We start from the raw sequence: 26,107 nt of genomic DNA, 5'->3' as shown, positions 1-26,107 counted from the left end.
CCATGAAAGCAGTCGCAGGGGACCGCATCATCATTCGGGGAACCACGGTCGAGTCCACGGACCGGCACGGCCTGATCCTTGAAGTGAGGGGGTCCGAGGGTGCGCCGCCGTACCTCGTCAGGTTCGACGACGGCCACGAGACCATCATGTTCCCGGGTGGTGATTTCGTCGTCGAGCGGGCCGCGAGCGGGCCCTAGAAACTCGAGGAACTCCCGGACCCGGAGAAGCTGCCGCCGCTGGACCCGTACCCGGTGGTGGCGGCACCGCCGCGCGCGGAGCTGACGCTGCTGACGCCGGTGTGGAAGCCGGTGTTGAAGCTCGGGACCGAAAAGAAGTAGTAGGACGGGTATACCGTTCCGAGGATGCTCGGCTCGTACGCGCGGCCGTATCTGGCCTTGCTTCCCGCCTGCGCGCTTTCCATTTCCTGGCGCATGAGCCCGGCTTCCTTGTCGTTGCGTGCAAAGGCGCCGATCAGGGTGTCGGCGTGATTCTTCAGGAGCTCCGACAGGTGGGTCCGGGCGTCACGCAGCCGGTCCAGGGCTGTCTCGGGTGTGATTGAACCGTCCGCCAGTTCCGAGGACCAGCTTTCTAGTTCACGCCGGCTTTCATCGCGGAAGGACCTCAGTGCAGCGGCCGAGGCCGAGCTTCCCTCTGCGCGGCGCTGGCTGAGCACCTCTTCCAGGCCGTCGAGGTCCCTGCGGAAAGGTGCGAGCTGGCGGTCCCAGGCTGCAGGCCAGGATGAGCCACGGTTGAGCAGGGCATTGGTATCGGCGATCACGTCGTCCAGCGCGTCGAGTTCGGCCGCGGCGTCGGCGTAGCTTCGGACCAGTTTGAGGTTCTGCCTGCGGCTAAGGTCCCGGCTGCTGAAGGCATGCACGTGGTTGGAAAGTTCGGTGGTTGTGTTGTAACGGTTCACGAACGTGCGGTGTTTCTCCAGGACCGTGCCCCCATACCGGGACGACTCGGGGATGGTACTGGCGTTCAGCTCGGTGACCTGCAGGTCCATGCTGACGTTGGCGTAGCTGGCGTCGCCCCGGGCAAGTTCCGTCCGGCTGGACACCCGGGTCCGCCACCGCACGATCAGCCACGCTGCGGCACCGCAGACTGCGGCAATCACGGCCGCCCACGCCGTGACAAGGAAGGCTGTGGAGCGATACCACGGCTGGTTGATCAGTTCGGCGCCGCGGCGTATCCCGGCAATGGTGCCGTCGGTCCATTGCGCGTCGCGGAGCAGCTCCTTGGAGGCATTCTGGATGTCCTCGCGCTGTTCGGGCGAGACTTTGCGGTCCTCACCCATGTACGTCCCCACATGCCGGCCCACCGGATCGAGGGCAAAGATGAACAGCCCGTCCGCCCACTTCTGCCCGTCGGCGCTGATCCATTCGGGGTGTTCGGTGCGGGCGAAACGCAGCACTTCCTCGTTCAGGTTGTCTGTGGCCGTGCCGTTGTACGTGTAGATCGCGACTTTGGTCGGCTCGTAAAAGTCGGTGGACTGTACTGCCGGCAGCAGCGTCCGCTGGTCCAAAACCCCCGCACGGTCTTCAACCACGACGGCGGTCGGCGTCACGGCGAGCGCGGCGGAAGTTCCGCCGAGAAGGCCGGCCATCAGCACAACGACGGCGGCGAGTGCCTTGCGCATGATTCCCATTTTCCGAGCGTAGTGGCTGGCTCGGGTTCAGTCGAAGCCGGCGCCGCGGAACGCGGGACTTCCGGGTGCCGGTGGGTGTCCTGAAGGGCTGAGAAGCCGCGAGCCGATTGACTCTGGTCAGGGGAATCCGGCAGCGATAGTCTTTCCCGTGCCGGCTTCCCCGGCCGGCCACACTCATGGAGAAATCAGGGATGCACCATGGCTGGCAAATATGAGGTCTATAAGGACAAATCCGGCGGATTCCGGTTCCGGCTCAAGGCCGCCAACGGCGAGGTGATCGCCTCGTCGCAGAGCTATAAGACCAAGGCAAGCGCCATGGGCGGTGTCGAGTCAGTCAAAAAGAATGCGGCATCGCAAGTGGTCGACCTGACGGAGGCGCCGGCCGAGACGGCATAAATCCGCAGGTCAGGTGTCTAATTTGGCCGGTAACCGCCTAGGATTACGGCATGTCTACCTATGAAGTCACCCGCAGCACAGTCATTGCCGCCCCGGCCCAGGACATCTTTCCGCTGGTCAACAGCTTCCACGAATGGACCAAATGGTCCCCCTGGGAGGCCGTGGATCCTGCCATGGAACGGAGCTACTCCGGCAGCGATTCCGGAGTAGGGGCCAAGTACGCCTGGAGCGGGAACCGCAAGGCCGGCGCGGGCACGATGGAAATCGTCGATTCCGCCGAGCCCCGCACCATCAAGATCCGCCTGGAATTCAGCAAGCCTTTCAAGGCAGTCAATCCCACCTCGTTCACGTTCGCGCCTTCAGCCAACGGCACCGAGGTTACCTGGACCATGACCGGGGAAAATAAGGGCATCGGCAAGGTCTTCGCCCTGTTCATGAACATGGACAAGATGGTCGGCTCCGACTTCGAAAAGGGCCTGGCCTCGCTCGCCGGCGCCGTCGCCCAGCGAAAGGCCTGAGACCGCCGGGCAATGTTTTCCGGCGGCTCATTCCCAGCGACTGTGGAGGGACCTTCCGGGTTTTCTTGATCGCCGCGTGAAAGAGTTCAACCACTGAACCGCAAATGCCACGCTGATCGGTCAATCAGAAAGCCGGAATCCATGAGCCGGAATGTCACGATATCCCGCCCTCGAATCGCTGCACGGCTGCTGGTAGCAGCCCTCCTGGTGGTGTCGGCTGCGGCCTGCCAGCCGACTCCGCCAGGCGGTGGTCCGACTCCGACAGGCGGGGGCACGGCTCCGACCGCCGGCGGGGGTTCGACTCCGACCGCGGGCGGTCCGACTCCCACCGCCGGAGGCACGGCCACGGCGGGGACCAGGTCGAAGCCAGGGCACGTGTTCGTGATTAATCTGGAAAACAAGGGCTACAACGAAGTGTGGGGCGCCGGCTCCAAGGCCCCTTACCTGTCGGAGACTCTTCGAAGCCAGGGCGTCCTGCTGTCCGATTACTACGGGATCGCCCACAACTCGAACCCGAACTACCTTGCCCAGATTTCCGGGCAGGCCTCAAACCCCATGACCCGTGAGGACTGCCCAACATATGCGGCGTTCCAAATGACCGGGACGGCCGCGCTGGGCCAGGCGGAAGGGACCGGCTGTGTCTATCCGGCGTCGGTCCCCACGGTGGCCGGGCAGCTGAGCGCCGCCGGAAAGACCTGGAAGGGCTACATGGAAGACATGGGGACGCCTTGCCGCCATCCCAAACTTGGCGGCAAGGACTCCAGCCAGGGCGCCAAGGTGGGCGATCAATACGCCACACGGCACAATCCGTTCGTATACTTCGAGGCCATCACCTCGTCACCGGATTGCCAGAGCAATGTGGTGGACTTTGGTGAACTGCAGACCGACCTCCAGTCCGTGGACACCACGCCGAACCTGTCCTACATTTCGCCCAATCTTTGCAACGACGGCCACGACAACCCCTGCGTCGATGGCAGCGAAGGCGGACTGGCCGCCTCCGACAGCTGGTTGAGCCAGCAGGTCCCGGCAATCCTGAATTCCCCGGCCTTCCAGAAGGACGGGATGCTGGTCATCACCTTCGATGAATCCGAAGGCAAGACGGTGGGGCCGTCGGGACTGCTGCCCGGCGGAACGGCCGGCGGCAAGATTGGTGCGCTGGTGCTCTCGCCGTTCACCCACGGCGGTACGACGTCGGACCGTGCGTACAACCATTTCAGCCTCCTCGCCAGCATCGAAGACGCGTTCTCCCTGCCGCGCCTGGGCTACGCGGGGGCGCCGGGCCTGAACAGCTTCGGCGCGGATGTCTTCAACGCGAAGTCGTAGCCGGAGCGCCGCCTGCCTTGACTCGCCGTCGATCACCCCTAGGCGCCTGCGTTGTAGACGTCGAGTCCGAAGCGGTTGAGGCCGGGCGCCCCCGCGAAGCCCAAGTACGGCAGTCCAAAGGTCTCTTCGATGCTGCCCAACAGGCTGTAGTGGTTGTAGGGAGTGGTGGACCAGGTGCCGCCCCTGGTGAAGGGCGAGATCACCAATGCGCCGACGCGGCCTCCGCCGGGGCCGGTGATGCCCGGCGCGGGGGAGTTGGGCCCGGCGGTTTCGCCGCAGCAGGCGCTCGCGTCGGACTGCGGCCCGTCGGATTCGTCGAACGTGATCACCAGGACGCCGTCCTGCTTGAACGCCGGGGACGAGGTGATGGCCGGAACCCATTGTTTGAGCCACTCGTCCGCGCTCGCCAGGCCGCCCGGCTGCCCGTCCACGCACGGGGCGTCGTGGCCGTCGTGGCAGAGGTTCGGGGTGATCATGGACAGGTTGGGGGTGGTGGCCGCCGAGGCGAGGTCGGTCTTCAGCGCAGCGAGGTCGAGGACGTTTTTGGCGCAGTCCGGCGAGCCGGTGATCCCGGCAAAATAGACGAACGGGTTGTGGCGTGAGGCGTATTGGTCACCCGGCTTGGCCTTCTGGGTATCGTCCACAGCGCCGAGGGCCGGGTGGCGGCATGGAGTTCCCATGTCTTCCATATAGCCTTTCCACGTCTTGCCGGCTCCGGTCAGCTGCCCGGCGACCGTGGGCACGCTGGCCGGGAAGACACAGCCGTCACCGATGGCTTGGCCCTGGCTGGCCGTCCCGGTTCCGGCGAACGGCGAGTAGGTCTGGCAGTCGGCCTGCATTTGCGGGTTGGGACCCTGCCCGGAAATCTGGGCGACGTAGTTCGGCTGGGAATTGTGCGCCGTGCCGTAATACTGGTTCAGCAGCACTCCCTGGGACCGCAATGTTGTGGACAGATACGGCGCCGGAGAACCAGGGCCCCAGGTCGAGTCGTAGCCCTTGTTTTCGAGATTGATCACAAAGACGTGCTGGGCGCCCGGGAGAAATCCCTGGCCGGCGGCGGCCGCGGCCGGTGCCGCAGCCGCCGCGCCGGCGGCCGTGCCGGCCGTTGCGGCCACCGGGCCGGAGCCCAGGGTCGCGGCTGCCAGCAACACGAGGGTGGCCGAGGCGAGCCGCCGCAGGGTACGGGACCTCGCTGGCCGGCGCGGGCCTGCCGGCGGGAAAACGGGCTTCGTGTGGGAGTTAGGGATCAAGGCAGTTTCCATCCGTCGGCGAGGGCTTTTTCTTTCAGTCCGGACCATTCCTCGGCGGGCGGCGGCCCGGCGGGCGTGCAGGCGGGCCCGGCTGCGAAGGGCGGAACCAAGTACTTGGGCGCACTGACGTTGGGCGGGGCCGCGAAGTCGAGGACCTCGGCGATGTTGCGTGCCGCCTGGTCCCTGGGCGTCAGCGGTGGCAGGTTCCACCGCCATTCGATGGCTTTCAAGACGGACGTGTGGTCGTAGACATCGTGGGCGACATACCGGCGTCGGGCGCGTGGGGAAATGACCACGGACGGCACCCGGAAGCCGCGCAAAGCGGTCTCCGGGCTGGTGTCCGGAGCAGTTGCCGGCGGGACGTGGTCGTAGAAGCCGCCCCACTCGTCATAGTTGATGACCAGCATGGTGTTCGCCCACGCCGGGCTTGTGGTGACGGCGTCATAGACCTCGGCCAGGAAGAGCTCGCCGGACCGGATGTCCGCGTGGGGGTGGTCATCACCAGAGGTTCCCGAACCCTCGTCCGTGAAGCGGGGATCGACGAAAGACACGGCGGGGAGGTTCCCGGAGCCCGCGTCGGCGAGGAACTGCGAATAGTGGTGGGAGATGCCCACGTACTTGGATCCCCAGAGGGCGGTGAAGGGGATGTCGCCGTAGTAGTACTTGCCCTCCACACCGGCCTCGGCCAGCCGGTCCCAGATGGTGGGCAGGGTGCTGGTAACGGTGGAATTATGGGTCCGGTCCGTGGCGGCCGAGTGCTGGTAGAACCGGTTCGGGTACGTCTCGGCCATGGTGGCGGCAAAGTAGCGGTCGCAGACGGTCCAGTCCGGAGCGGCCTGCCGCCAGAAATCGAGGTCTGCTGCCTCGTAGTATCCGACGGCGAATTCGTCGTTTTCGCCGGCGCGGAGCCAGCCGTCGTTCTTGCCGTTGTTGTACTGGATCCGGCCGCCTTCATAGGAATGGTCCGGGTCCGGGTGGCCGCAGCCCTGGTAGTCCGTGAGGTGGTGCGTGGTGTGCGGGATCCCGTACCGGTCCGTGTAGCTCAGGCCGGCTTGTTGGCCGTCGGCGCCGGGCAGCCAGCCCATGAAGTGGTCGAAGGAGCGGTTTTCCATCATGAGCACGATGATGTGGTCGATGCCGGATGCGGCAGCCGGGGGCAGGGCGGGCACCGCGGCCGCGGCGGACCGCAGGCTGATCCCGGCGGTGGCTGTGGCCGCTCCGGCGGCGGTCAGGAACGTGCGTCTGGAGAAGTTCACGCCCAGCAGTAGATCACAGCAAGGTTAAGGTAAGCCTGCTTTCGATCCCGGGTTCACTGTTTGTTCACCGGGTGTTCTTGGGCGCCAAAACTGCCGCTGCCGCTAGCCAGCCGCTGGTGCCGAACCGTTTCCGGATGCCTCCTGGCCGTATTCGGCCGTGATCAGGATGGGAAGGTGGTCCGAGGCGCCGCGGGGGAGAGTCTCGACGCTTTCAATCTCCAGCCCCTGGGAGGTGGCGAAATCGAAATGGCCCTTGAACACCTTGTACCGGGTGTAGGTCCGGCGGTCACTCATGGTGAGGTCGTAGCCGGCGTCCTTCATCTGCGCGGTCAGGGACTTGGTGAAGAACGGGTAGTTGAAGTCGCCCACCATCAGCGACATCAGGCCGCCGCCCATGCTGAGCAGCTCGGCGTGCGCGGCGTGGATCTGGTTGCGCCGCAGCGAATTCGACGCCGTCAGCGGTGCCGCATGGAAGGAGGCGATAACGAGTTCGTGGTCGGTCTCGTTGTCGGTCACACGCGTGCCGATGAGCCGCTCGTGCGCGGGGGCCAGGACACGGTCGTGGAGGGACTTCTTCAGGGCGAACGTCTGGGTGTCGTAGGCCGTGAAGCGGTCCTTGCGGTAGTAGATGGCCAGGCCAAGACGGTTCCCCCGGGTGGCGTCGGCCAGGTGCAGGTCGCCGATGGTGTCCGGCAGGTCCTCGGTATCGCACTCCTGGAGGCACAAAGCGTCAAGCTCGAAATCGCCGGCCAAATCGACCAGTTCACCGCTGGCCGCGTGCTTGCGGAGGTTGTAGCTGATGACTCGAATCAGGGGAGCACCTCTTCGGATGATAGTTGCGTAAGCTCTGACCGAGTCTACCCAGTCCGGCTGTCCGATCATGGACTATTGAGCCGGCGTCTGCCGCCGCGGTCGGGTTCTGCCGCCCGGTCGGGGCCCGCTGCTGGAGCGGGCGGTGGCGGATGCTCGAGGCGATAGGGTGGTGGAATTCTCCGATGGAAGCTGCGAAAGGGCGGGGCGTTGACTGCTGTACTACCGGAACTTGCCGAGGGCGATTTCTACTATGAAGTGCTAGGCGGCGGACGGTTCCGCTCCACCGTGCACGCCCAGGGTGCCTGGAACGAACACGAGCAGCACATGGCCCCCGCGTCCGGCCTCATGGCCGATTGCCTGGCCAGGCATGAACCCCGCGAAGACATGCGCATGGCGCGGCTCAGCTACGAAATCCTCGGGCTGATCCCCGGCGGCGAGTTCGAGGTCTTCACCACCACGCTCCGCCCGGGCCGGACCATCGAGCTGGTCCAGGCCGAGCTCGTCGCGGCCGGCCGCACGGCCATCCGCGCCACGGCGTGGCGGATGATTACCTCGGACACCTCAGCCATCGCGGCCTTTGAGGATCCCCGGATCCCGGCGCCGGCGGACTGCGAACCGTACGACGCCGCCAGTGTCTGGCCCGGCGGCTATATTGCCTCGCTGCAGATGCGGATGGCTGAGGGCCACCGGGCGGGCTCGGGAACGGTCTGGCTCCACACCGACCACCCGCTGACAGACCAGGCGGACAGCGGCGACCTCGCCCGGCTGGTCGGCCTGGTGGACACGGCCAACGGGATTGCGGCCCGCGTCCCGCCGGGCAAGGGCAGCTACGCCTTCCCCAACCTGGACCTGCAGATCCACATGTACCGCCAGCCTGAGGGTGAATGGCTGGGGCTGGACAATGAAGTGTCCTTCGGCACCGACGGGATCGGGCTGACGTCCACGGTGCTCCATGACCTCACCGGCCCGTTTGGCCGCGCGGAACAGATCCTGACACTGCGTAAATCCTGACACTGCGTAAATCCTGACACTGCGTAAATCCTGACACTGCGCAGATCCTAAGGCCGTGCAAGTCCGGGTTCGTGTGGCGGGCCCTAGCTTGTATGGAAGACGAGCCAGCCGGCCAGGGTGGCCAGCGCCGTCAGCGCGGCACCCCAGAGGATGTCGACAACAATCAGTTGCCACGGCCAGGTCTTGAGCGTGGCCGCGTTGGTCAGATCGTAGGTGGCGTAGGCAAACGTGCCGAGGGCGGCACCATAGCCGACGGCGCTTAGCCAGCTGCCGCCGTCGAGCGCCGGCGTCAGCGCGAAGAACACGATCCCGGCAATGTAGATCACGTAGAACACCACCGCGTACCCTAGATTGGGCTTGTCGGCCAGGAGATCACCGATCTGGCGGCGGTAGAACGGGTTCATCGTCTTGAGCCAGATGGCGTCGATGACGGCGAATGCGGCGGCTACGACGAGGAATTGCAGAATGACCATAAGGGAGCATAACAACATGCCGCAGGCGCCAGCCGGACCCCGGACACTGACGGTGGTGCGGCAGGAGGAATCCCTGGGCGCCGCGGCCGACCTCGGCCTCGCGCTCGAGCTCCTCCAGAAGGTCAAGACGGGTTCGCTGGGGCCCATGCTCAGGCTCTACCGGCCGGTTCCGACCGTCGCCTTCGGACAGCGAGACACCCACCTGCCCGGCTTTGAGGCCGCTGCCGCCGCCTGCCGGGAACTGGGCTTCGAGCCGCTGGTCCGCAAGGCCGGCGGCCGCGCCGCGGCCTACCACGAGCGAACGCTCGTCATCGATCACCTGGAACCCGAAGCGGACGCCATCGCTGGGGCCAAGGGACGGTTTTCGCGCTTTGGCGAACTGCTCGCCGGGGCACTGCGCGACGCCGGCGTGGAGGCCGGCGTCGGTGAGATCCCGGGGGAATACTGCCCCGGTGAGTTCAGCGTGCACGGCAGCGACCCGCTGATCCCGGAGCGGCGGATCAAACTCGTCGGCACTGCCCAGCGGGTGGTTGCCGGCGGCTGGCTTTTCAGCTCCGTGATCGTGGTGGCGGACTCAGCTCCGATCCGCGCTGTCCTGGAGGCCAGTTACGCCGCCCTTGGCCTGGAATGGGATCCGGCGACGGCCGGCGCGGCCGATGACCTCGTGCCGGGCCTCGACGTCGACGCCGTTGAGGCCGCGGTGATCGCCGCGTACGGACGCTACGCCCCGCTCAGCTACGCGGAGTTCCCGAGCCTGCTCTAGGAAGGTCCGCAGCTTCCCCGGTCCACCGCCGGATAAATGGTCCACCGCCGGATAAATACCGGCATCCGGGACTAATTCGGCAAATGGTGCAGTTATGCAGTTGGGACCCGGAACCGGTTCTGCACGGAACGCGCTGTTTGGGCGCCGACGGGAACGAGACCACGTGACGACAACGCCTGCCGAGGGAGTCGGCTTCCGCTCCAAACGCGGACCCGTCCTCATCGCCCTGATGCTTTCGACCGGTCTGGTGGCGATCGACGCGACGATTGTGGCGACGGCCGTGCCTTCGATTGTGCATGACATCGGCGGGTTCACGTCTTTCCCGTGGCTTTTCTCGGCCTACCTGCTGGCCCAGGCCGTCTCGGTTCCCGTCTACGCGAAGCTCTCCGACACCATCGGCCGCAAGCCGATCATGCTCCTCGGCATCGGGCTGTTCCTGCTCGGCTCGGTCCTCTGCGGAGTCGCGTGGAGCATGCCGGCGCTCATCGCGTTCCGCGTGGTGCAGGGCCTGGGGGCGGGTGCGGTCCAGCCGATGGCCATCACGATCGCCGGCGACATCTACACGCTGGCGGAGCGGGCAAAAGTTCAGGGCTACCTGGCCAGTGTGTGGGCGGTCTCCTCTGTGGTTGGCCCGACGCTCGGGGGAGTGTTTGCCTCACTCGGCATCTGGCGCGGCATTTTCCTCGTGAACATTCCGCTGTGCCTGGTGGCAGGGTGGATGCTGGTCCGGTCGTTCCACGAGGATATCGAGCCCGTGAAGCACCAGGTGGACTATCTGGGGGCGGGGCTGCTCACCACCTCACTGACCCTGCTCATCCTTGGGGCCCTCGAAGGCGGCCAGGCCTGGGCCTGGAACTCCGCGATCAGCACCGCAGTGTTCGCCGGCGGCGCCGTCTTGTTCGCCGCGTTTATCCTCGTCGAGCGAAGGGCGGCGGAGCCGGTCCTGCCGCCCTGGGTTGTGTCCCGGCGGCTGCTGGCGACGACGGCGATGATCGCCTTCGGCGTGGGAGCGGTCTTGCTTGGTCTGACCTCCTACGTTCCCACCTTCCTGGTAGGAGCCCTCTCGACCTCTCCGATCCTGGCCGGGCTCGCCCTGGCGGCGCTGACCATCGGCTGGCCGATCAGCGCGTCCCAATCGGGCCGCCTGTATCTTCGGATCGGGTTCCGGAACACTGCCTTGATCGGCGTCACGATCACCGTCATCGGCACAGCCGTCCTTGCCCTCACCGCCTCCGCGCCGAACGTTGCGCTGGTTGCGGGCAGTTGCTTCATTATCGGGCTTGGACTCGGGCTCGTTGCGACCCCGACTCTCATCGCCGCCCAGTCGAGCGTCGAATGGAACGAGCGCGGCGTGGTCACCGGGACCAACCTTTTCGCCCGGTCGATTGGCAGTTCCATCGGCGTCGCCGTTTTCGGGGCGATTGCGAACGCGGTCTACGCCAGCTCCCCGCACGGCGAGACGGATCCGCATACCATCGTGGCGGCCTCGTCCGCCGTGTTCCTGGCCGTCATGATCTGCGCCGTACTCACGGTCCTCGCCGTCGTCGCGATGCCCGCTACCAAGCCGGTCAAACAGGCCTACGCCGGCGCGCGAAAGTAATCCGAAAGTCCTGCTGAGGGGTCGGGCAGTCTCCGGCCCGTCACCGCCGCCGGGAGAGGCTGCCCAGGTTGCGGTATTTTTCGAGCCGCGGGGGGAGCAGCTCGTTGACTTCGACGCCGGAGAGGGTGGCGAGTTCGTATTCGATGGCCCGGCTGAGGCGCCGGCAGAAGGCTTGTGCCTCGTGCGCGGCATCGGGGCGTTCGTCCACGATGTGCTCCACGAGTCCGTTGGCGTGCAGGGCTGCGACGTTGACGCCCTGGGCCTCGGACATGGCCGGGGCGAAGTCCGTGTTCCGGTGGACGATTGCGCTGGCGCCCTCGGGCGGCAGCGGCGAGAGCCAGGCGTGCTGGGCGGCGATGGTGCGATCCGCGGGCAGCAGGGCCAGTGCACCGCCGCCGGCGCCCTGTCCGAGCAGCACGGACACGGTCGGTGCGTTGAGGCCAATGAGGTCGTGCAGGGAGCGGGCGATCTCGCCGGCCAGGCCTCCTTCCTCGGCCTCCTGGGACAGGGCGGCGCCGGCGGTGTCGATAATCGTGACGAGCGGCAGCCCGAGTTCCCCGGCGAGGCGCATCCCGCGCCGGGCCTCGCGGAGGGATGCCGGCCCCATCGCCGTCTGCCCCACTACAGTGTGTCCTCTGCCCGTCTGTCCCATGTCTGTCTGTTCTCTGCCCGTCGGCCACGTCGGCCGGGGCCGGGTGTGGCCGATCACCACGCAGGATTCCTGGCCGAATCGGGCCAGGGCCAGATGCAGGCCGGGGTCCTTTTCGCCCTGGCCGGTGCCGTTGAGCGGCAGCACGTCCCGGGCGCCGTGCGCCAGCAGCTGCCGCACATCCGGCCGGCGCGGATTGCGGGAGATGCCGATCGATTCCCAGGCGGTGGCGCCGGACGGCTTCACGGACAGCGTCGCCGGAGCGGCGATCGGCGCGTGGGGCCGGGCGACCAGGATGCTCAAGGCGCGGTCGACGACGTCGGACAGTTGCGAGGGCGGGACCACCGCGTCGACCAGCCCTTTGTCGAAGAGGTTCTCGGCCGTCTGGACGTTTTCCGGAAACGGGGTTCCGTGGAGGGCCTCGTAGACCCGGGGGCCGAGGAAACCAAGCAGGGCTCCGGGCTCGGCGGCTGTGATGTGGCCGAGGGACCCCCATGAGGCCATGACGCCTCCCGTGGTGGGATGCCGCAGGTAGACCAGGTACGGCAGCCCGGTCTTCCGGTGGGTCCGGACCGCGGCGCTGATTTTGACCATGGAGAGAAACGCGATGGTTCCTTCCTGCATTCGGGTCCCGCCCGAGGCGGGTCCGGCGAGCAGGGGCAGGCCCTCGCGGGTGGCCCGTTCGACGGCGTTCACGATGCGTTCGGCCGCGGCCTGGCCGATGGAGCCGGCGAGGAACCGGAATTCGCTGATGATGACGGCCACTCGGCGTCCCCGGATGAGGCCTTCGCCGGTGAGGACGGATTCGTCCACGCCGGTCTTGGCCCGGGCTGCGGCCAGCTCCCGCCGGTACTCCGGGTCCGGGCCGGGGTCCGTGACAGGGGCATCCCAGCTCCGGTAGGACCCGGGGTCCAGGACCGCGGTGATGAGTTCGGTGGCATCCAGGTGCCGGACCTTCTGCTCGGTCAGCACGCCGGGCGGCCTTCGTGGTACCGGCCGGCTTCCGCGCCGGCGCCGTTGGCCGTCGCCAGGCCAAGCCACGACCGGATCTGCTCGCCGTGCTGGTCCAGCAGCGGCGGGGCGGTGTGCGAGGTCAGGGTCGTCTCGGCGGTCCCGGCGGGGCCGAAGAACCGCAGCGGGGGACCGGGCAGGCTCACCTTGCCGAGAATCTTGTGCTCGACGTCGATCAGCAGGCCCTGTGAATGGACCTGGTCCCAGGCGTAGACCTCGTCCAGGGTCCTGACCTTCCCGGCCGGGATGCCGGCGTCGTTGAGTTTGGCGAGGAGCGGCGCAGCCTCGAAGTCGGAGAACACCCGCTCCACTTCTTCGATGACTTTCTCGCGGTTCCGCACCCGGTCCGCATTGGTGGCGAACTCCGGCCGCTCGGCGTCGATCCCGAACGTGGCGGCGAACGTGCGCCAGAGTTTCTCGCTGCCCACGCTGATCTGGACCCGGCCCTGCCGGCAGTGGAACAGTCCGTAGGGGGCGATGGACGGGTGGTGGTTGCCCTGGGCGCGCGGAACCTCCCCGGCAACAGTGGCCCGGGTGCCCTGGAACGCGTGGACCCCGATAAGCGCCGCAAGCAGTGAGGTGCGGACAATCTGGCCCTGCCCTGTGCGCTCACGCTGCAGCAGAGCCGCCAGGGTGCCGAACGCCCCGTACATGCCGGAGAGGAGGTCGGCGATGGGGACCCCGACACGCTGCGGATCATCCGGCCCGGACCCGGTCAGCGACATCAGGCCGGCCTCGCCCTGCAGGATCTGGTCGTAGCCGCTGCGCCGGGACTCGGGTCCATCGTGCCCGAACCCGGTGATGGACAGGACCACCAGCGCCGGATTCAGTTCATGCATGCGCGCTGCGGAGAAGCCGAGCCGGTCCAGGACTCCGGGACGGAAGTTCTCGATGAGCACATCGGCGCGTTCCAGCAGTTCCCGCAGAACGTTTCGCCCGTCGTCGCTCTTCAAGTCCAGCGCAATGGATTCCTTGTTGCGGTTGCAGGACAGGAAGTACGTGGCCTGGGGATCGTCCTCGGGGCCCACGAACGGCGGGCCCCAGCCGCGGGTGTCGTCGCCGGTGCCGGGGTTCTCCACCTTGATCACCCGGGCGCCGAGGTCGGCCAGCATCATCCCGGCATGCGGGCCGGCGAGGGCACGGCTCAGGTCCACCACGAGGTAGCCGGTCAGGGGGCCTTCGACGTCGGGCGTGGGTTCTGTGCTCATGGGGCTGATCCTTCTCTGGCGGGTCTTTGCGGGAGCGTGTATGGCTTGGCTAGCTGGATTAGTGGCCTAGCCTCCTAGACACTAGGTGTCTTTGTCAATAGTTCTCCGGTAGTCTTAGGGGTCAGGACAGGCTGGAAGGACGCGCATGGCAAAGCAGGCGGCAACGCATCAGATTTCCCGCGTTTCGCGGCCCCGGCTCTATGAACAGCTGGTGGAGCAGATCATGGACTTCATCGAGTCCGCCGAGCTGGGTCCCGGCGACACGCTGCCGGCTGAACGGGAACTTGCCGAGCGGCTGGGGGTTTCGCGGGCAACCCTGGCTCAAGCTTTGGTGGCCCTCGAAGTGCTCGGCGTGATCGACGTCCAGCACGGCACCGGAGCGGTGCTGGTCTACCGGCCCAACGTTCCGTCAGTGATCAAGGGACTCCGCGAGCACCGCAGCCGTTTGCCGGAGATCGTTGAAGCGCGGAGCACGCTTGAGGTCAAGCTCGCCGAGCTGGCCGCGGCCCGGCGCACCGGGCAGGACATGAACGCCATCGATCGCGCGCTCGACGAGATGGCGGCCGAGGTTGCCTCCGGTGAGCGGGGTGCGCGCGGCGACGAGCTGTTCCACCAGGCTGTCACGGCCGCGGCGCACTCGGCAGTCCTGGCGCAGCTGATGACATTCATTGCCGGCATGGTCCTGGAAACGCGGCTCGAATCCCTCGGGCAACCGGGCCGTCCGGAGCAATCGCTGGCCTCCCACCGCAAAATTGCCGAGGCGATCCGGGCCCAGGATTCGGCGGCCGCCGCGGCGGCGATGCTGGAACACCTTGACCTTGTCTCCGATGTTGCCCTGCTGAAAAACAGCTGAACGGGCATGAACGTGGACCTTTCCTTCGAACCGCCGTGTGGCCCTGTCACCGGGTGGCGCGACGGCGCCGTCGTGCGTGCCACCGGCATTCCGTATGCCACCGCGGAACGGTTTGAGCCGCCTGCGCCGGCACCCGACTGGTCCGAGGTGCTCGCGGCGACCTCCCTGTCCCCGGCGTGCCCGCAGGCCCCGGTGCCCTTCCTGGACGACGTGCTCGGCACCCGCTACGGAGAACTCCCCGGCGACGAGCACTGCCAGCGCCTCTCGATCACCCTGCCCGCCGACCTCGACGACGGCGAGCGGCTCCCGGTGATGGTGTGGCTGCACGGCGGGTCCTACACCTCAGGTTCCGGGGATCTGGCGATTTTCGACCCGGCGGCGCTGGTTGCCGAGACCCGCGTCATTGTTGTCTCGGTGACCTACCGGCTGGGCCTGTTCGGTTACCTGTCCACCAGCAGCGGCAGGCCCGCCAACCTGGGCCTGCTGGACCAGCTCGAGGCGTTCCGCTGGGTGCAGCGCAACATCGGATCGTTTGGCGGAGACCCGGGCAGGGTCACCGCGTTCGGGCAATCCGCCGGGGGCGACGCCGTGGCGCACCTCATGGCAACGCCGGATGCGGCGTCGCTCTTCCAGAGGGCCATCATTCAAAGTGCCCCGCTTGGCATTACCCGGGGGAGGGAAAAGATGAACGCCGCCATGGGTGCCGCTGCGGAGGTGGTCACCGAGGCCACCCCGGCGATGGACGTCGTTGCCCTCGAGGAGGACGTCGCGCGGGCGGCCCGGAAGTTCGGGCTGATGGCTGCCATGCCGTTCGGGATCCAGTATGGGCATTCACCGCTGCCCAAGGAATCCGACCTGGACGGTGCCTGGAATGCCACTGCCCCCGGGATCGACATCCTGATCGGCCATACGGCGGAGGAGGCCCGGCTGTTCCTGCCCCGAAGCCCGCAGCTGAGCCGCGTGGCGAGGATTCCCGTCGTCGGCAGCGCAGTGCTCAAAGCGGTGACGTGGGTGGTCACGGAACTGGTGTACGGCAAAGCAACAAGGCAGTTTTCCAAACGGCATGTGCGCGCGGGAGGACGGGCCCACCGCTACGTGCTGTCCTGGCGCGCACCGGGAAACCTCTACGGCGCAGCGCACACCGTTGACCTGCCCCTGCTGTTCGGCGATCAGGGCACCTGGCGGGGCGCCGGGCTTCTTGATGGCGCCACCTGGGACGACATCCATGCCGACGGCCGGGCGATGCGTGCACTCTGGGCGCAGTTCGCGCGCGGGGAAAGCCTGGGGACCCGAGGCGAGATTCCCGGCTCACTGCGGTACCACTCGGTCTGAACCCGCCGGGGGGTCCTCGGCGTGGTGCGCGGCTGCGGGAACCATTGTTGGGGCAGGTACCGGCAGGGCCTCCCACAAGGGGACGGCGCCTCATAGGGTTGCTGTATGGACAATCGGAAAGAAGTCAGCGAGTTCCTGGCCTCGCGCCGTGCGCGGATCAGCCCGGAGCATGCGGGCCTGCCTGCCTACGGCGGAAACCGGCGCGTTCCCGGTCTTCGCAGGGAAGAAGTTGCCCTCCTCGCCGGAGTCAGCATCGATTACTACATCCGGCTCGAGCGTGGAAACCTGGGGGGAGTCTCCGACAGCGTGCTCGACGCCGTCGCCCGTGCGCTGCAGTTGGATGAACCGGAGCGCGCGCACTTGTTCGACCTTGCCAGGGCCGCCGTGCCCGCGCCGCGGCCCCGGCGACCCATGCAGCAACAGGTCCGGCCGACCGTGCAGAGGATCCTCGACTCCATGAGCGATGCGCCGGCCTATGTGCGCAACGGTCGCCGGGACATACTTGGCGCCAACCGGCTGGGCTATGCACTGTATTCCGAGCTCTATGCCGACCCGGTCCGGCCCGTGAACGTGGCCAGGTTCGTGTTCCTGAATCCGCGTGCCCGTAGCTTCTTCCTCGACTGGGAGCGTGCCGCCGGCGATCTCGTGGCCAATCTGCGCACCGAAGCGGGCCGGAACCCTTATGACCGCGCCCTGACGGACCTGGTGGGAGAGCTCTCGGTGCACAGCGGGGAGTTCCGCGCCCTGTGGGCCTCGCACAACGTGCGCTTTCACCAGACCGGGCTCAAGGACATCCACCATCCCGTGGTGGGAGACCTTCATCTGGCGTTTGAGGCGATGGACCTGCCGGCCGATATCGGGCTCTCCCTCATTGTCTACAGTGCCGAGCCGGGTTCGGCCTCGGCGGATGCACTGAAAATGCTCGAGAGCCGGACAGCCACCAACAGTGCCGATATACCGGTTTCCGCCGTAGCAGCACAGGCCCCGGCACCGGCCCCGCAAGGGGACAATTCCCGCTGAGCCATCGACCGCGCTTGGTATCTCGGCCGCCTAGAACACGACGGCAGCGATCACCCAGAGGATTGCGATGACCCCGAGTGCGATCAGCGGGCGGTTGCATGTGGATGTGACTGTGCTGCCGGATGCCAGTGTGCTGTCGGATGTCACGGTGCTGCCGGCTGCCACGGTGCCTCCGGAGGAGGGTAAACTGGCCGCGCGGGCATCTTGCCACGCCTGCGCGATCTCGTCCCGGCCGCTGGGCGGCACAGGCTGGCTTATGCGTTCATTGCTCGGGAGGATGCTGAAGGGCCGGCTCTTCAGGTCGCTGACATGCCCAAAACCCGACTCGAACGAGCCCGGCGGAGTAGGGGCGCCCCAGCTCACGTACTTTCTGCCCGCGGCCCTGACCACGACCGCGTAGCCGATCTCGATGTCCATGACGGCATTGAAGGGTATCTGGTGGTCGCGGAGTCCGTTGATCAGTTCGAACCCGTCGCTGTCCGCGCGGAGGCACGGCCGCCACTGGGCTGCGTAGACGAACCAGGACCCCAGAACCAGCCACGGGGCTGCCTCCAGGGCCGCCCCGGGTTCTCCGCTGCCCGCCAGCCAGCACAGGGTGCCGGCCGCTGCGGCCCATGCGGTTGCGGCGACAGGGCGGCCCGACGGCGAGCGGTACGTTTTGACCTGCCGCGCCGAACGCCGCACGGACACTGAGCGGCCCGACCGCGGCTGATGCTGCTTCTCCTGTGTTGCTTTCAATGGTCCCCCTCCATTGCCCGCGTCGTCGTCGGGATCAGTGCAATCTACCGCATGCGCTGTTCGACCCGGCGGTCAAAGCCGCCGGCTGTGGCCGGGCCCGGGACCAGTCGAACATGCGGGCGAACTGGAACTATCGCCGCAGGTCTGCCGCTTCAAGGGCCGCGGCCTCCGCTCGAAGTTGCGCGATCCGCAACTTCAGAAATGTGTTCAGCCGGAACACCGTACGTGCCAGAACAAATATCACTGCGGCGGGAAAAGCCCAATAAAGAATTGCAGCGAGCAGGCCAATATCCAATTTCAAACCCCCAATGTCAATGCCACGTTCGCGACTCTGCGAAGCATAGAGGCTTCAGCGAACATTGACGGAGTCATGTAAATCCTTGAGACGGTTGCCGCTTGCGCCCGCAGGGGTCATGACTTCGCCGATGTGCTCGCTTCGTGGCCCAACAATCAGTAACTTCGATTGATTAATTGACCCCATGGCCTGAGAGTAACCAGAGAAAGCGAATTTAACCAGATCCGTCACGGGTGTGGATTCTTTGTCATAATGGGGCTGTTTAGCGATTTACTCGTCCGGGACGGGCAGGGCTGCGTGCCTACCGCGCTGGAGGATCCGGCCGTAGTGTGAGGGCCAAGTGTTGTAGCGGCCAGCCGGGCCCTGCAGCGGCGGAGGGGGTGTCGTGGAGGAATCGCCTCAGCTGCGCCGGCGTCCGGGATGGCCCTGGGCGGGGGCCATTCTGCTGGTGGTTGCCGTCGACGCCTTGCTAATCGGCTTTCGGACAGGCGAGTGCATCGACTATGCGCCGGAATCTGGTGCAGTCAGCGCCTGTTCCACCGGCCCGCTCCTCGGGCTGGAAGGCACATGGCTCCTGGCCGCGGTCAGTGTCCTTCTCATCGCTTACCTTGCGCGCCGCTTCTGGCGCGCCGCGCGGCGGCCGTGACCCTGGTTGATAGGTTCGGGCACATGACCCCTCCGGATTTCAGCGTCAGGGCCGCGACCGATCTCGACGCCGCGCGGCTGGCCGAGATTCACATCGCAGCATGGCGGGCTACCTACCGTGGCGTGATGACCGATGAATACCTTGACGGGCTCGACGTCGGGCGGGCAGCGAAGGCGTGGCGCCGAAACATCCTGGAGCCCCGGGGCGGGACTATCCACCTCGTCGTCCAAACCGGCCACGTGGTTGCGGGCTTCGCCATCCTCGGTCCCGCCACGGGCGACGCGGACGCCGGAACCGGCCAGCTCCACGCGATCAATGTGCATCCGGACTGGTGGGCACGGGGCGCAGGCTCCGTCCTGTTTGCGGCTGCCGAGCAGAAGTTCATCGACCTCGGCTACGACCGTGCCTGTCTCTGGGTGGCGGCTGGCAACAATCGAGCCATCAGCTTCTACAGCAAGCGCGGCTGGCACGACGACGGAGCGACCCTGGAAGACCCCAGATTCGATCCGCCCGTGTCCGAGAACCGCCACAGCCGGATCTTCCCTCACTCGCGGTAGCCAAGGGACTCACGCGCCTCATCCGCCCGTCCAGCGCCGCAGCGTGCTGTTGAGCAGTCCCACCAGCACACTGGTCCACCAGCAGGCTTGCGAGACACATAGGGCGGCGAGCAAGCGTGCCCGCAGCCCGGCCGCCATTGCGGTGAACAGCGTTGCCGGCGGCAGCAGGTGCAGTTGCTTCATGGTCCGGGTCAGGACCAGTCCGTTGAGAATGAGCACCAAGATGCTCACAAGTTTGATTTGGGTCGGAGGGCTGGACAGGTCCGGGTGCAGCAGCGCCCCGGAGATGAGCAGGATCGCCAGCCCGCCCCAGATCAGCGGCTGCGCGGCGGAATCGAGCCGCCGGGTGTCGTGGACGTCGCGGCGGCCCAGCAGCCACAGCAGGCCGACCCAGTCAAGCACCAGGATGGCCCCGAAGGACAGCACGAGGGCCAGGATGTGGGCGGCGAGGGCAACCCGGTGGACCACCACCCCGGGGTCCAGGAACCCGCCAACCAGCACCGATGCCAGCCACGCCGCCGAACACCCCACGCCCAGCAGCACGAGTTTCAGGGCGGGTTTTCCGCTCGGGCTGGCGGGCTTGACGATGCCGGGTCCCGGCAGTTCCGTGCCGTTGGGTTCCGTGCTGTGAGGTACACCTGTTCCGTCAGCGCCCGGCGGCCGCCCGGCGTCGGTGAGGGCCGCCGTCACGTGAAGAGCCCCTCGCCGATGAAGCCTCCCGTCGCGGTTCCCGGGGGAACCGCGAACAGGCCCGAACCGGTGTGCTTGAGGTATTCCAGAGCCAGGGTGTCTTCCTTCGCCATGGCCAGCTGCATGGGTACGTAGTGGGTCCGGGGGTCAGTCACGAAAGCGATGAAGAACAGGCCGGCGTCGAGGTGTCCCAGGCCGTCCGATCCGTCAGTGTAGTTGTACCCGCGCCGGAGCATCTTGACGCCGTCGTTCCGGCTCGAGTGCGCGAGGCGGACGTGGGCGTCCAGCGGGATCAGCGGTTCGCCGCCGCTGCCGGTGATGTCGAAGTTTGGGGTGGTGAATTCCTCGCCGCCGGAGAGCGGTGCGCCCGAGCCCTTGGTCCGGCCGATCAGGCCTTCCTGTTCGCGCAGTGAGGTCCGGTCCCAGATTTCGATGTGCATCCGGATCCGGCGCGCCACGAGGTAGGTGCCGCCGGCCATCCAGGCTTCTCCCGGGCGGGTTCCCGGGCCGGCCCAGACGTGCTCGTCCAGCAGTGCGGTGTCCTCGGCTTTGAGGTTGCTGATGCCGTCCTTGAAGCCGAAGAGGTTCCGCGGCGTGGTCTGGGCCCTGGACGTGGAGGAGGTCCGGCCGAATCCCAGCTGCGACCAGCGGACGCGTGTCTGCCCGAACCCGATCCGCGCCAGGTTCCGGATCGCATGGACAGCCACCTGCGGGTCGTCGGCGCAGGCCTGGACCACTATGTCGCCGCCGGTGCGCCCCGGTTGGAGATCATCGCCGGGGAAGTGCGGCAGGTCGATCAGGGCGTCCGGGCGCCGGCCATCCAGGCCGAAGCGGGCCTTGCCGTCCTTCTCGAACAGGCCCGGGCCAAACCCAAAGGTGAGGGTGAGCTTTCCGGCCCCAAGGTCCAGCGTTTCGCCCGTGTCCTCCGGCGGCGCATCGTAGGGGCCGTCGACGGCGCCGCTGCTGCCCGTGCCGCGCCCCGCGGTCATCGCCGCGGCGGCCGCGGTCCAGTCCTTCAGCAGCCGGATGAGCTCCGCGCGGTCCTCCGTGACGACGTCGAAGGCCGCAATGTGAAGGCGGTCCTGGGCCGGCGTGACGATGCCTGCCTGGCGGTCGCCGTGGAAGGCGATGATGTCCTCCGCTGCCGGCGGAGGTGCTGCTGCCGCTACGGCGTCGTGGCCGAGGAAGCCGGCCGCCAGGCCGGCGACGGCGCCCGCGCCGCCGGCGCCGGCGAGGGACAGGAGCCAGCGGCGGGACAGCCCACGGTTGGCCGAGCCGCCGGCGGCCGGCGGTCCTGCGGCAGCTTCGGACTCCGGCGCGCCGTCGTCGGGAGTGTGCCCGGGGCTGCCGCTGAAGGGGCAGCCGCTCACAGGACTACCGCGGACGTGAGCTTGGCGAGCGGCTCGCCCAGGGCATCCACCAGGGCAGCGAGCTGCTGGACCTGGGCCTGGCTGAGCTCGTTGTAGTAGGCGAAGCCGTCGCCGGCGGAGTGCTGCTTGAGCCCGGTCTGCAAGGCCGCGAACTTTGCCTCCAGGGTGTCGGCGAGGGCCGGGTCCTTGCGCTGCAGCACGGGCTTCAGGCTCTCGAAGGCGATCCGGGCTCCGTCAACGTTGGCCTGGAAGTCCCAGAGATCCGTGTGGGACCAGATTTCTTCCTCACCGGTGACTTTGCCGGTGGCCACTTCGTCCAGGAGTTCCTTGGCGCCGTTGCCGATCTTGTCTGCGGTGAGTTCCACCGTGCGCGTCCGCTGGGCCAGGTCTTCGGTGTCTGCAACGAGCTGTTTGGCCAGGCCGGCGCGTTCCGCGACAGTCAGGGGAGTGTAGCCGGCGGGCGGGAACAGGTCCTTTTCGGCCCGGTGCCAGCCCGTCCAGGCCTGGCCCGGTTCCAGGTCGGCTTCGCGGGCATCGAGCTTGGGGTCGAGGTCCCCGAAGGACTCGGCTACCGGCTCAATGCGTTCCCAGTGCATGCGGGTTGCGGCGTAGAGTCCGCGGGCCTTCTCCAGGTCTCCTGCAGCGTAGGCCTCCGCGAACGCCTTCGTTCCGTCCACCAGCTGATTGGTCTGGTCCTTCACGTACGCGGTGTATTGCCGCGTGCCGGTGTCCGCGAGCTCCTGCAGGCCGGCGTCGACGGCGGCATTCGTCCCGGAGTCCGTGACGCTAAAGCCTGCGCGGATTCCGTCGCCCTGCGTTCCGGGCTTGCAGGCCGTGGTGTACTTGCCGGCAGCCGCCGTGACCACCAGGTTGCGGCTCAGGCCGGGACCGATGTTCTCGACTTCGCCGATGACCCGCAGCCCGTCTTCGGCCAGGAGGTAGAAGTCTGTGGCCTGTGATCCGTCGTTCTTGACAGCGAAGGTCAGGTTGCCGCTGGGGACCTGACCGGTGGAGACCTTGCATTCTGTCTGGGTGCTGGTGACCTGGATCGTTCCGTCCGCTGCGGCCGCAGTTTTTGCGTTGTCCATGCAGCCGGTCAGGGCCAGCGGAGCCGCGGTTGCCGCAGCAACCAAGGCAAGCATCTTCCGGAACCGCAGAGTGTTTTTGGGCGGGGTGTTTTTGGGTAGAGCGTTTTTAGGCAGGGTGATACTGGGCATGGGGGAGTCCTTCGTGTCGGTGGGGGCGGTGCCGTGGCGCGGTGGACTTCCCCAACGACGCCGTTGAGGAAACCCTTAGTTAGGGGCACCTAAATAAGGAGGATACTCATTCCGGGCGATTACGCAAACATTTCATACCCTAATTTTGATTAGGTAAGCCTAATCTAATAGCATGGTTTGGTGACCACGCAGCTTGATTTCAAGCGGGTGCCCTTTGCCGCCGATCTTGCGAGCTACGGGGACGAGCCCGCCATCCTCACGGACCACTACGCACTGACCTACCGGGAGCTGGCGGGGCGCGTCGATGAATTGGCGTTGCGGCTCGGCCCGGAACGGCGCCTCGTCGCGCTGGCCGCGAGCAACGACCTCGATTCGATCGTGGCCTACCTGGCCGCGCTGACGGCTGGCCACCCCCTGATCCTCCTGCCCGAGGACAAGCCTGCGGCCTTGGAATCCATGGTGGCCGCTTACGACCCTGACGTCGTCATGCGGCCCGGGAACGGGCGGACGGTACTTGAAGAGCGCCGGCCCGGCACCCGCCACGAGCTGCATCCGGACCTGGCGCTCCTGCTGAGCACGTCCGGATCCACGGGCTCGCCGAAACTCGTTCGCCTCTCGCACGCCAACCTGCAATCCAACGCCGAGTCGATCTCGGAGTACCTGAACATCGGCCCGGATGACCGCGCGGCGACGACGCTGCCCATGTCCTACTGCTACGGACTGTCCGTAATCAACAGCTACCTGCTCCGTGGAGCCGGACTGGTGCTCACCGACCTTTCCGTGGTTGATCCATGCTTTTGGGAGCTCTTCCGGCGCCAGGGGGCCACGTCCCTGGCGGCCGTTCCCTACACCTTTGAACTGCTGGAACGGGTCGGGTTCGCGGACATGGACCTGCCCAGCCTGCGCTACATCACGCAGGCCGGGGGGAGGCTGGCGCCGGAATCGGTGAGGAAATACGCCGAACTGGGCCGCCGCCACGGTTGGGAATTCTTCGTGATGTACGGCCAGACCGAGGCGACAGCCCGCATGGCGTACCTCCCTCCGGAACTGGCGGCCGAAGTCCCGGGCGCTGTCGGCATCCCGGTGCCCGGCGGATCGTTCCGCATCGACCCGGTGCCGGGGCTGGAGCACGGCGAACTCGTCTACACCGGCCCCAACGTCATGCTGGGCTACGCCGAGAGCCCGTCGGACCTCGCCGCTGGGCGGACCATCACCGAACTCCGCACCGGCGACCTCGCCCGGAAACACCCGGCAGGTGTCTACGAAGTGGTGGGCCGGCGCAGCCGGTTCGTCAAGATCGTCGGGCTTCGCGTTGACCTTGGACAGGTGGAGCGGCTCCTGGCGGACCTCGGGGTGCGGGCCGCCAGCGCAGGGACGGACGACGGCGTCGTTGTCGCCGTTGAAGGCGACCACGACACTCAGCTGCTGGCCAAGGTGCTCGCCCAGGGCGTGGGCTTGCCGCGAGCGGCCCTTGAGGTGCACGCCGTCGAGCATCTCCCGCGTTTGCCCACGGGCAAACTGGACTACCGGGCTGTCCTGGCCCTGTCTGGGCCGAAACCCGGGCCGGCACCTGAGCCGACGACGGGAAGCGGTGCGCCGGACAGCGTCCGGAAGATCTTCGAGGACGCCCTGGAGTGCGCCGGCATTGGGGACGAGGACACCTTTGTCTCGCTGGGTGGGGACTCGCTGTCCTACGTGGCTGCATCGGTCCGGCTCGAACAAGCCTTGGGTCACCTCCCGCCGGATTGGCATGTCACTCCGGTCCGGGACCTGGAACCTCGGCCCCAGGCTGCCCCGGTCCGGAAGCGGCGGCGGCTCTTTGCACCACTTGAAACGAGCATCGTGCTGCGGGCGGTGGGGATCGTCCTGATCGTCAGCACACACGTCGGCCTGTTCAGCTGGCAGGGTGCGGCCCACGTGCTCATGGCCGTGGCCGGGTACAACTTCGCGCGCTTCCAGCTCTCCGGGAAGCGTATCCCGCGGCTGCGGCGGCAGTTGGCCAGCGGGGCAAGGATCGTGGTGCCGAGCATGGCGTTCATCGCGCTGGCCTACCTGGTCACCGACAACTACACACCGGTCAACATCCTGCTGCTTAACGCCATCCTCGGACCGGAGGCGGTGACCACCCAATGGCATTTCTGGTTCATCGAAGTCCTTGTCTACCTGCTGGTGGCGGCGACGGCGCTGCTGGCCATTCCGTGGGCTGACCGAGCCGAGCGGCGCTTCCCCCTGCTCTTTCCGCTGGCGCTGACCGGCCTGGGTCTCCTGACCCGCTATGAACTGGTCAACCCCGGGGTGCCGCACACGGCGCCCGCCCTCTGGCTCTTCGCACTGGGGTGGGCTATCGCCCGGTCCCGGACCATTGCCCAGCGTTGCCTGGTCTCGGCCATTGCTGCTCTGACCGTTCCGGGATTCTTTGAGAACCCGGGCCGGGAGTGGACGCTCCTGGCCGGAATCCTGCTGCTTATCTGGCTGCCCAGCATCCCGGTGCCGATGGGCTTGCGCCGGCTCACGGTGATGCTGGCCAGCGCCTCCCTCTACGCATACCTGGTGCACTGGCTGGTCTACCCGCCGCTGGCGGAGATAAGTCCCGCGCTCGCCGTCGTTGTCTCACTCGCCGTCGGGGTAGCCTACTGGGTGCTCTGCATGCGTGTGGCGGGAACACTCAGCCGGCGGCGGGCACGCTCCAGTGCCGCCGGCGCCACAGGGTCGCGGCCGGCTTCACGTGAGGTTCCTGCCCAGGAAGGAAATGACCTCCGGGAGGATGGAACGCCAGTAGCCGCTGTCGTGGCCGCCCTCTTGGAAGGCTCCCTCGTGTGCCCCTGGCAGGTCCTTCACATAGTCCTTCACGCTGAACAGCAGGTTGTCCGCCGTGCCGCAGTCGATTCTCTTCGGCAGCGGCTCCAGCTCCGGCCGCAGCGCGAAGATGTCGTTGGCGGCAAAGTCCGCGGCGCTGTCGAAGTTGTCGGACCGGCCGGCGTCGTAAAGGCTCCAGACTGCCGGGCTCATCGCGGCGACGGCGCGGAGGCCGGGGACCCGGTGCTGGGAGGCCAGGAGCAGGGCGCCGAAGCCGCCCATCGATAGGCCGAACACGGCGAGCCTGCCGGTGTCGACTCCCTGGCTGGCCAGGAGGGGGAGGAAGTCCTCGACCAGCATGGACTGCGTGTCGGTTCCGGAGTCCCGGCGATGCCACCACGTTTCGCCTCCGTCAATGGCAGCGATCGCGAACGGCGTCCCTCCGCGGGCCACATGGCGAGCCAGGACTCCACCTGCATCCAGTTCGTCGAAGACCATGCGGTGGTCCGCGCCCGTGCCATGCAGGAACAGGGCAACGGGCAAGGGAACGGCAGGGGTGTCGCCGGGGGATTCCGGCACGGCCAGCGACCAGCCCGTGGGTTCCTGCGGCCGGAACCGCGAGGTAAAGCTGCCGGAGCGCATGGCGATGGGTTGCGTTGGTGGTGCCTGGCTCG

General features: G+C 67.1%; 26 protein-coding genes and 1 pseudogene. 13 read left to right on the top strand and 14 right to left on the bottom strand.

The features are described 5' to 3' along the window. Positions 1-2: 2 nt before the first annotated feature. The gene (locus AC1DDO_RS04345) at positions 3-197 is read left to right on the top strand and encodes a DUF1918 domain-containing protein (RefSeq protein ID WP_441408844.1); all 195 of its coding nucleotides are present in this window, start codon (positions 3-5) and stop codon (positions 195-197) included. Here the strand turns inward: AC1DDO_RS04345 and AC1DDO_RS04340 are convergent. Next, a complete protein-coding gene (locus AC1DDO_RS04340) occupies positions 194-1,648 on the bottom strand; it encodes a DUF5129 domain-containing protein (RefSeq protein ID WP_476869663.1) in 1,455 nt (484 codons plus the stop codon). The two genes, AC1DDO_RS04345 and AC1DDO_RS04340, sit on opposite strands and share 4 nt — an antisense overlap. Positions 1,649-1,846: 198 nt before the next feature. Here AC1DDO_RS04340 and AC1DDO_RS04335 point away from each other — a divergent pair, with 198 nt between their 5' ends. The 3 genes from AC1DDO_RS04335 to AC1DDO_RS04325 all read left to right on the top strand — a co-directional run bounded on the left by AC1DDO_RS04335 (position 1,847) and on the right by AC1DDO_RS04325 (position 3,885). Then, positions 1,847-2,044 carry a YegP family protein gene (locus AC1DDO_RS04335; RefSeq protein ID WP_441408846.1) on the top strand — a complete coding sequence of 66 codons (198 nt, stop codon included), beginning with the start codon at positions 1,847-1,849 and terminating at the stop codon, positions 2,042-2,044. 50 nt (positions 2,045-2,094) lie between these two features. Continuing rightward, on the top strand, positions 2,095-2,562 hold the full coding sequence (locus tag AC1DDO_RS04330) for an SRPBCC family protein (RefSeq protein WP_476971490.1): 468 nt from the start codon (positions 2,095-2,097) through the stop codon (positions 2,560-2,562). 381 nt (positions 2,563-2,943) lie between these two features. After that, positions 2,944-3,885: an alkaline phosphatase family protein gene (locus AC1DDO_RS04325; protein ID WP_476869661.1), complete on the top strand. Its 942-nt coding sequence runs from the start codon at positions 2,944-2,946 to the stop codon at positions 3,883-3,885. 38 nt (positions 3,886-3,923) lie between these two features. On the opposite strand, the gene AC1DDO_RS04320 is transcribed toward AC1DDO_RS04325, so the two are convergent. From AC1DDO_RS04320 to AC1DDO_RS04310, 3 genes are all read right to left on the bottom strand, one after another. Beyond that, a complete protein-coding gene (locus AC1DDO_RS04320; RefSeq protein ID WP_476971489.1) occupies positions 3,924-5,135 on the bottom strand; it encodes an alkaline phosphatase family protein in 1,212 nt (403 codons plus the stop codon). Beyond that, on the bottom strand, positions 5,132-6,391 hold the full coding sequence (locus AC1DDO_RS04315) for an alkaline phosphatase family protein (RefSeq protein WP_476971488.1): 1,260 nt from the start codon (positions 6,389-6,391) through the stop codon (positions 5,132-5,134). The genes AC1DDO_RS04320 and AC1DDO_RS04315 overlap by 4 nt, the downstream gene beginning before the upstream one ends. 102 nt (positions 6,392-6,493) lie before the next feature. Beyond that, complete coding sequence (locus tag AC1DDO_RS04310) at positions 6,494-7,201, bottom strand: endonuclease/exonuclease/phosphatase family protein (RefSeq protein ID WP_441408885.1); 708 nt, start codon at positions 7,199-7,201, stop codon at positions 6,494-6,496. 210 nt (positions 7,202-7,411) lie between these two features. Between AC1DDO_RS04310 and AC1DDO_RS04305 the strand changes: the two genes are divergently transcribed. Beyond that, positions 7,412-8,215 carry a thioesterase family protein gene (locus AC1DDO_RS04305; protein WP_476869766.1) on the top strand — a complete coding sequence of 268 codons (804 nt, stop codon included), beginning with the start codon at positions 7,412-7,414 and terminating at the stop codon, positions 8,213-8,215. An 83-nt stretch (positions 8,216-8,298) separates the two neighbouring features. Here the strand turns inward: AC1DDO_RS04305 and AC1DDO_RS04300 are convergent, their stop codons facing one another. Further along, a complete protein-coding gene (locus tag AC1DDO_RS04300) occupies positions 8,299-8,688 on the bottom strand; it encodes a DUF2177 family protein (RefSeq protein ID WP_476869765.1) in 390 nt (129 codons plus the stop codon). 16 nt (positions 8,689-8,704) lie between these two features. On the opposite strand from AC1DDO_RS04300, the gene AC1DDO_RS04295 reads away from it, so the two are divergent. Both AC1DDO_RS04295 and AC1DDO_RS04290 read left to right on the top strand, forming a co-directional pair. Then, a complete protein-coding gene (locus AC1DDO_RS04295) occupies positions 8,705-9,451 on the top strand; it encodes a lipoate--protein ligase family protein (RefSeq protein WP_476869764.1) in 747 nt (248 codons plus the stop codon). Positions 9,452-9,614: 163 nt separating this feature from the next. After that, entirely contained in the window at positions 9,615-11,051 is a 1,437-nt protein-coding gene (locus AC1DDO_RS04290) for an MFS transporter (RefSeq protein WP_476869763.1), read from the top strand. A 40-nt stretch (positions 11,052-11,091) separates the two neighbouring features. Here the strand turns inward: AC1DDO_RS04290 and AC1DDO_RS04285 are convergent, their stop codons facing one another. Both AC1DDO_RS04285 and AC1DDO_RS04280 read right to left on the bottom strand, forming a co-directional pair. Continuing rightward, complete coding sequence (locus AC1DDO_RS04285) at positions 11,092-12,672, bottom strand: carboxyl transferase domain-containing protein (RefSeq protein WP_476869762.1); 1,581 nt, start codon at positions 12,670-12,672, stop codon at positions 11,092-11,094. Beyond that, positions 12,666-13,919 (bottom strand): CaiB/BaiF CoA transferase family protein, encoded by a 1,254-nt coding sequence (locus tag AC1DDO_RS04280; RefSeq protein ID WP_476869761.1) that lies wholly within the window; start codon positions 13,917-13,919, stop codon positions 12,666-12,668. The genes AC1DDO_RS04285 and AC1DDO_RS04280 overlap by 7 nt, the downstream gene beginning before the upstream one ends. Before the next feature lie 145 nt (positions 13,920-14,064). On the opposite strand from AC1DDO_RS04280, the gene AC1DDO_RS04275 reads away from it, so the two are divergent. The 3 genes from AC1DDO_RS04275 (at position 14,065) to AC1DDO_RS04265 (ending at position 17,124) form a co-directional block, all read left to right on the top strand. Continuing rightward, the gene (locus AC1DDO_RS04275; RefSeq protein WP_476869760.1) at positions 14,065-14,772 is read left to right on the top strand and encodes a FadR/GntR family transcriptional regulator; all 708 of its coding nucleotides are present in this window, start codon (positions 14,065-14,067) and stop codon (positions 14,770-14,772) included. A 6-nt stretch (positions 14,773-14,778) separates the two neighbouring features. Beyond that, complete coding sequence (locus AC1DDO_RS04270; protein WP_476869759.1) at positions 14,779-16,104, top strand: carboxylesterase family protein; 1,326 nt, start codon at positions 14,779-14,781, stop codon at positions 16,102-16,104. A 105-nt stretch (positions 16,105-16,209) separates the two neighbouring features. Continuing rightward, positions 16,210-17,124, top strand: a complete 915-nt coding sequence (locus tag AC1DDO_RS04265; protein ID WP_476971487.1) for a helix-turn-helix transcriptional regulator — start codon at positions 16,210-16,212, stop codon at positions 17,122-17,124. Positions 17,125-17,154: 30 nt separating this feature from the next. Here the strand turns inward: AC1DDO_RS04265 and AC1DDO_RS04260 are convergent, their stop codons facing one another. From AC1DDO_RS04260 to AC1DDO_RS04250, 3 genes are all read right to left on the bottom strand, one after another. After that, positions 17,155-17,862 carry a hypothetical protein gene (locus AC1DDO_RS04260; protein ID WP_476869757.1) on the bottom strand — a complete coding sequence of 236 codons (708 nt, stop codon included), beginning with the start codon at positions 17,860-17,862 and terminating at the stop codon, positions 17,155-17,157. 130 nt (positions 17,863-17,992) lie between these two features. Continuing rightward, entirely contained in the window at positions 17,993-18,163 is a 171-nt protein-coding gene (locus tag AC1DDO_RS04255; RefSeq protein ID WP_476869756.1) for a hypothetical protein, read from the bottom strand. Between the two features lie 48 nt (positions 18,164-18,211). Continuing rightward, positions 18,212-18,388, bottom strand: coding sequence for a hypothetical protein (locus AC1DDO_RS04250; protein ID WP_476971486.1), 177 nt, complete (start codon positions 18,386-18,388; stop codon positions 18,212-18,214). 154 nt (positions 18,389-18,542) lie between these two features. Between AC1DDO_RS04250 and AC1DDO_RS04245 the strand changes: the two genes are divergently transcribed. Together AC1DDO_RS04245 and AC1DDO_RS04240 are read left to right on the top strand one after the other, a co-directional pair. Then, positions 18,543-18,803 carry a hypothetical protein gene (locus AC1DDO_RS04245; RefSeq protein ID WP_476869755.1) on the top strand — a complete coding sequence of 87 codons (261 nt, stop codon included), beginning with the start codon at positions 18,543-18,545 and terminating at the stop codon, positions 18,801-18,803. A gap of 23 nt (positions 18,804-18,826) precedes the next feature. Next, positions 18,827-19,360: an N-acetyltransferase family protein gene (locus AC1DDO_RS04240; protein ID WP_476971485.1), complete on the top strand. Its 534-nt coding sequence runs from the start codon at positions 18,827-18,829 to the stop codon at positions 19,358-19,360. Positions 19,361-19,378: 18 nt separating this feature from the next. Here the strand turns inward: AC1DDO_RS04240 and AC1DDO_RS04235 are convergent, their stop codons facing one another. Genes AC1DDO_RS04235 through efeO form a run of 3 tightly spaced genes read right to left on the bottom strand, consistent with a single transcriptional unit; the run spans position 19,379 to position 22,637 of the window. After that, complete coding sequence (locus AC1DDO_RS04235) at positions 19,379-20,050, bottom strand: hypothetical protein (RefSeq protein WP_476971484.1); 672 nt, start codon at positions 20,048-20,050, stop codon at positions 19,379-19,381. Then, positions 20,047-21,420: an iron uptake transporter deferrochelatase/peroxidase subunit gene (efeB, locus tag AC1DDO_RS04230; RefSeq protein ID WP_476971483.1), complete on the bottom strand. Its 1,374-nt coding sequence runs from the start codon at positions 21,418-21,420 to the stop codon at positions 20,047-20,049. The genes AC1DDO_RS04235 and efeB overlap by 4 nt, the downstream gene beginning before the upstream one ends. Next, on the bottom strand, positions 21,417-22,637 hold the full coding sequence (efeO, locus tag AC1DDO_RS04225) for an iron uptake system protein EfeO (protein ID WP_476971482.1): 1,221 nt from the start codon (positions 22,635-22,637) through the stop codon (positions 21,417-21,419). The genes efeB and efeO overlap by 4 nt, the downstream gene beginning before the upstream one ends. A 180-nt stretch (positions 22,638-22,817) precedes the next feature. On the opposite strand from efeO, the gene AC1DDO_RS04220 reads away from it, so the two are divergent. After that, the gene (locus tag AC1DDO_RS04220; protein WP_476971481.1) at positions 22,818-25,721 is read left to right on the top strand and encodes an AMP-binding protein; all 2,904 of its coding nucleotides are present in this window, start codon (positions 22,818-22,820) and stop codon (positions 25,719-25,721) included. Here the strand turns inward: AC1DDO_RS04220 and AC1DDO_RS04215 are convergent. Continuing rightward, positions 25,605-25,931, bottom strand: a pseudogene (locus tag AC1DDO_RS04215) (alpha/beta hydrolase-fold protein); the annotation flags it as partial. The gene AC1DDO_RS04220 and the pseudogene AC1DDO_RS04215 sit on opposite strands and share 117 nt — an antisense overlap. Positions 25,932-26,107: the final 176 nt, after the last annotated feature.

It is taken from the genome of Arthrobacter sp. 10N43, from assembly GCF_056394525.1.
Note: the sequence above shows the minus strand (reverse complement) of the source record. Positions and strands in the feature narration are given on the sequence as shown.

Coding starts and splice junctions, on each gene's coding strand:
- AC1DDO_RS04345 (WP_441408844.1), top strand. CDS start 3: ATGAAAGCAGTCGCAGGGGACCGCATCATCATTCGGGGAACCACGGTC.
- AC1DDO_RS04340 (WP_476869663.1), bottom strand. CDS start 1,648: ATGGGAATCATGCGCAAGGCACTCGCCGCCGTCGTTGTGCTGATGGCC.
- AC1DDO_RS04335 (WP_441408846.1), top strand. CDS start 1,847: ATGGCTGGCAAATATGAGGTCTATAAGGACAAATCCGGCGGATTCCGG.
- AC1DDO_RS04330 (WP_476971490.1), top strand. CDS start 2,095: ATGTCTACCTATGAAGTCACCCGCAGCACAGTCATTGCCGCCCCGGCC.
- AC1DDO_RS04300 (WP_476869765.1), bottom strand. CDS start 8,688: ATGGTCATTCTGCAATTCCTCGTCGTAGCCGCCGCATTCGCCGTCATC.
- AC1DDO_RS04295 (WP_476869764.1), top strand. CDS start 8,705: ATGCCGCAGGCGCCAGCCGGACCCCGGACACTGACGGTGGTGCGGCAG.
- AC1DDO_RS04280 (WP_476869761.1), bottom strand. CDS start 13,919: ATGAGCACAGAACCCACGCCCGACGTCGAAGGCCCCCTGACCGGCTAC.
- AC1DDO_RS04275 (WP_476869760.1), top strand. CDS start 14,065: ATGGCAAAGCAGGCGGCAACGCATCAGATTTCCCGCGTTTCGCGGCCC.
- AC1DDO_RS04270 (WP_476869759.1), top strand. CDS start 14,779: ATGAACGTGGACCTTTCCTTCGAACCGCCGTGTGGCCCTGTCACCGGG.
- AC1DDO_RS04265 (WP_476971487.1), top strand. CDS start 16,210: ATGGACAATCGGAAAGAAGTCAGCGAGTTCCTGGCCTCGCGCCGTGCG.
- AC1DDO_RS04240 (WP_476971485.1), top strand. CDS start 18,827: ATGACCCCTCCGGATTTCAGCGTCAGGGCCGCGACCGATCTCGACGCC.
- efeO (WP_476971482.1), bottom strand. CDS start 22,637: ATGCCCAGTATCACCCTGCCTAAAAACGCTCTACCCAAAAACACCCCG.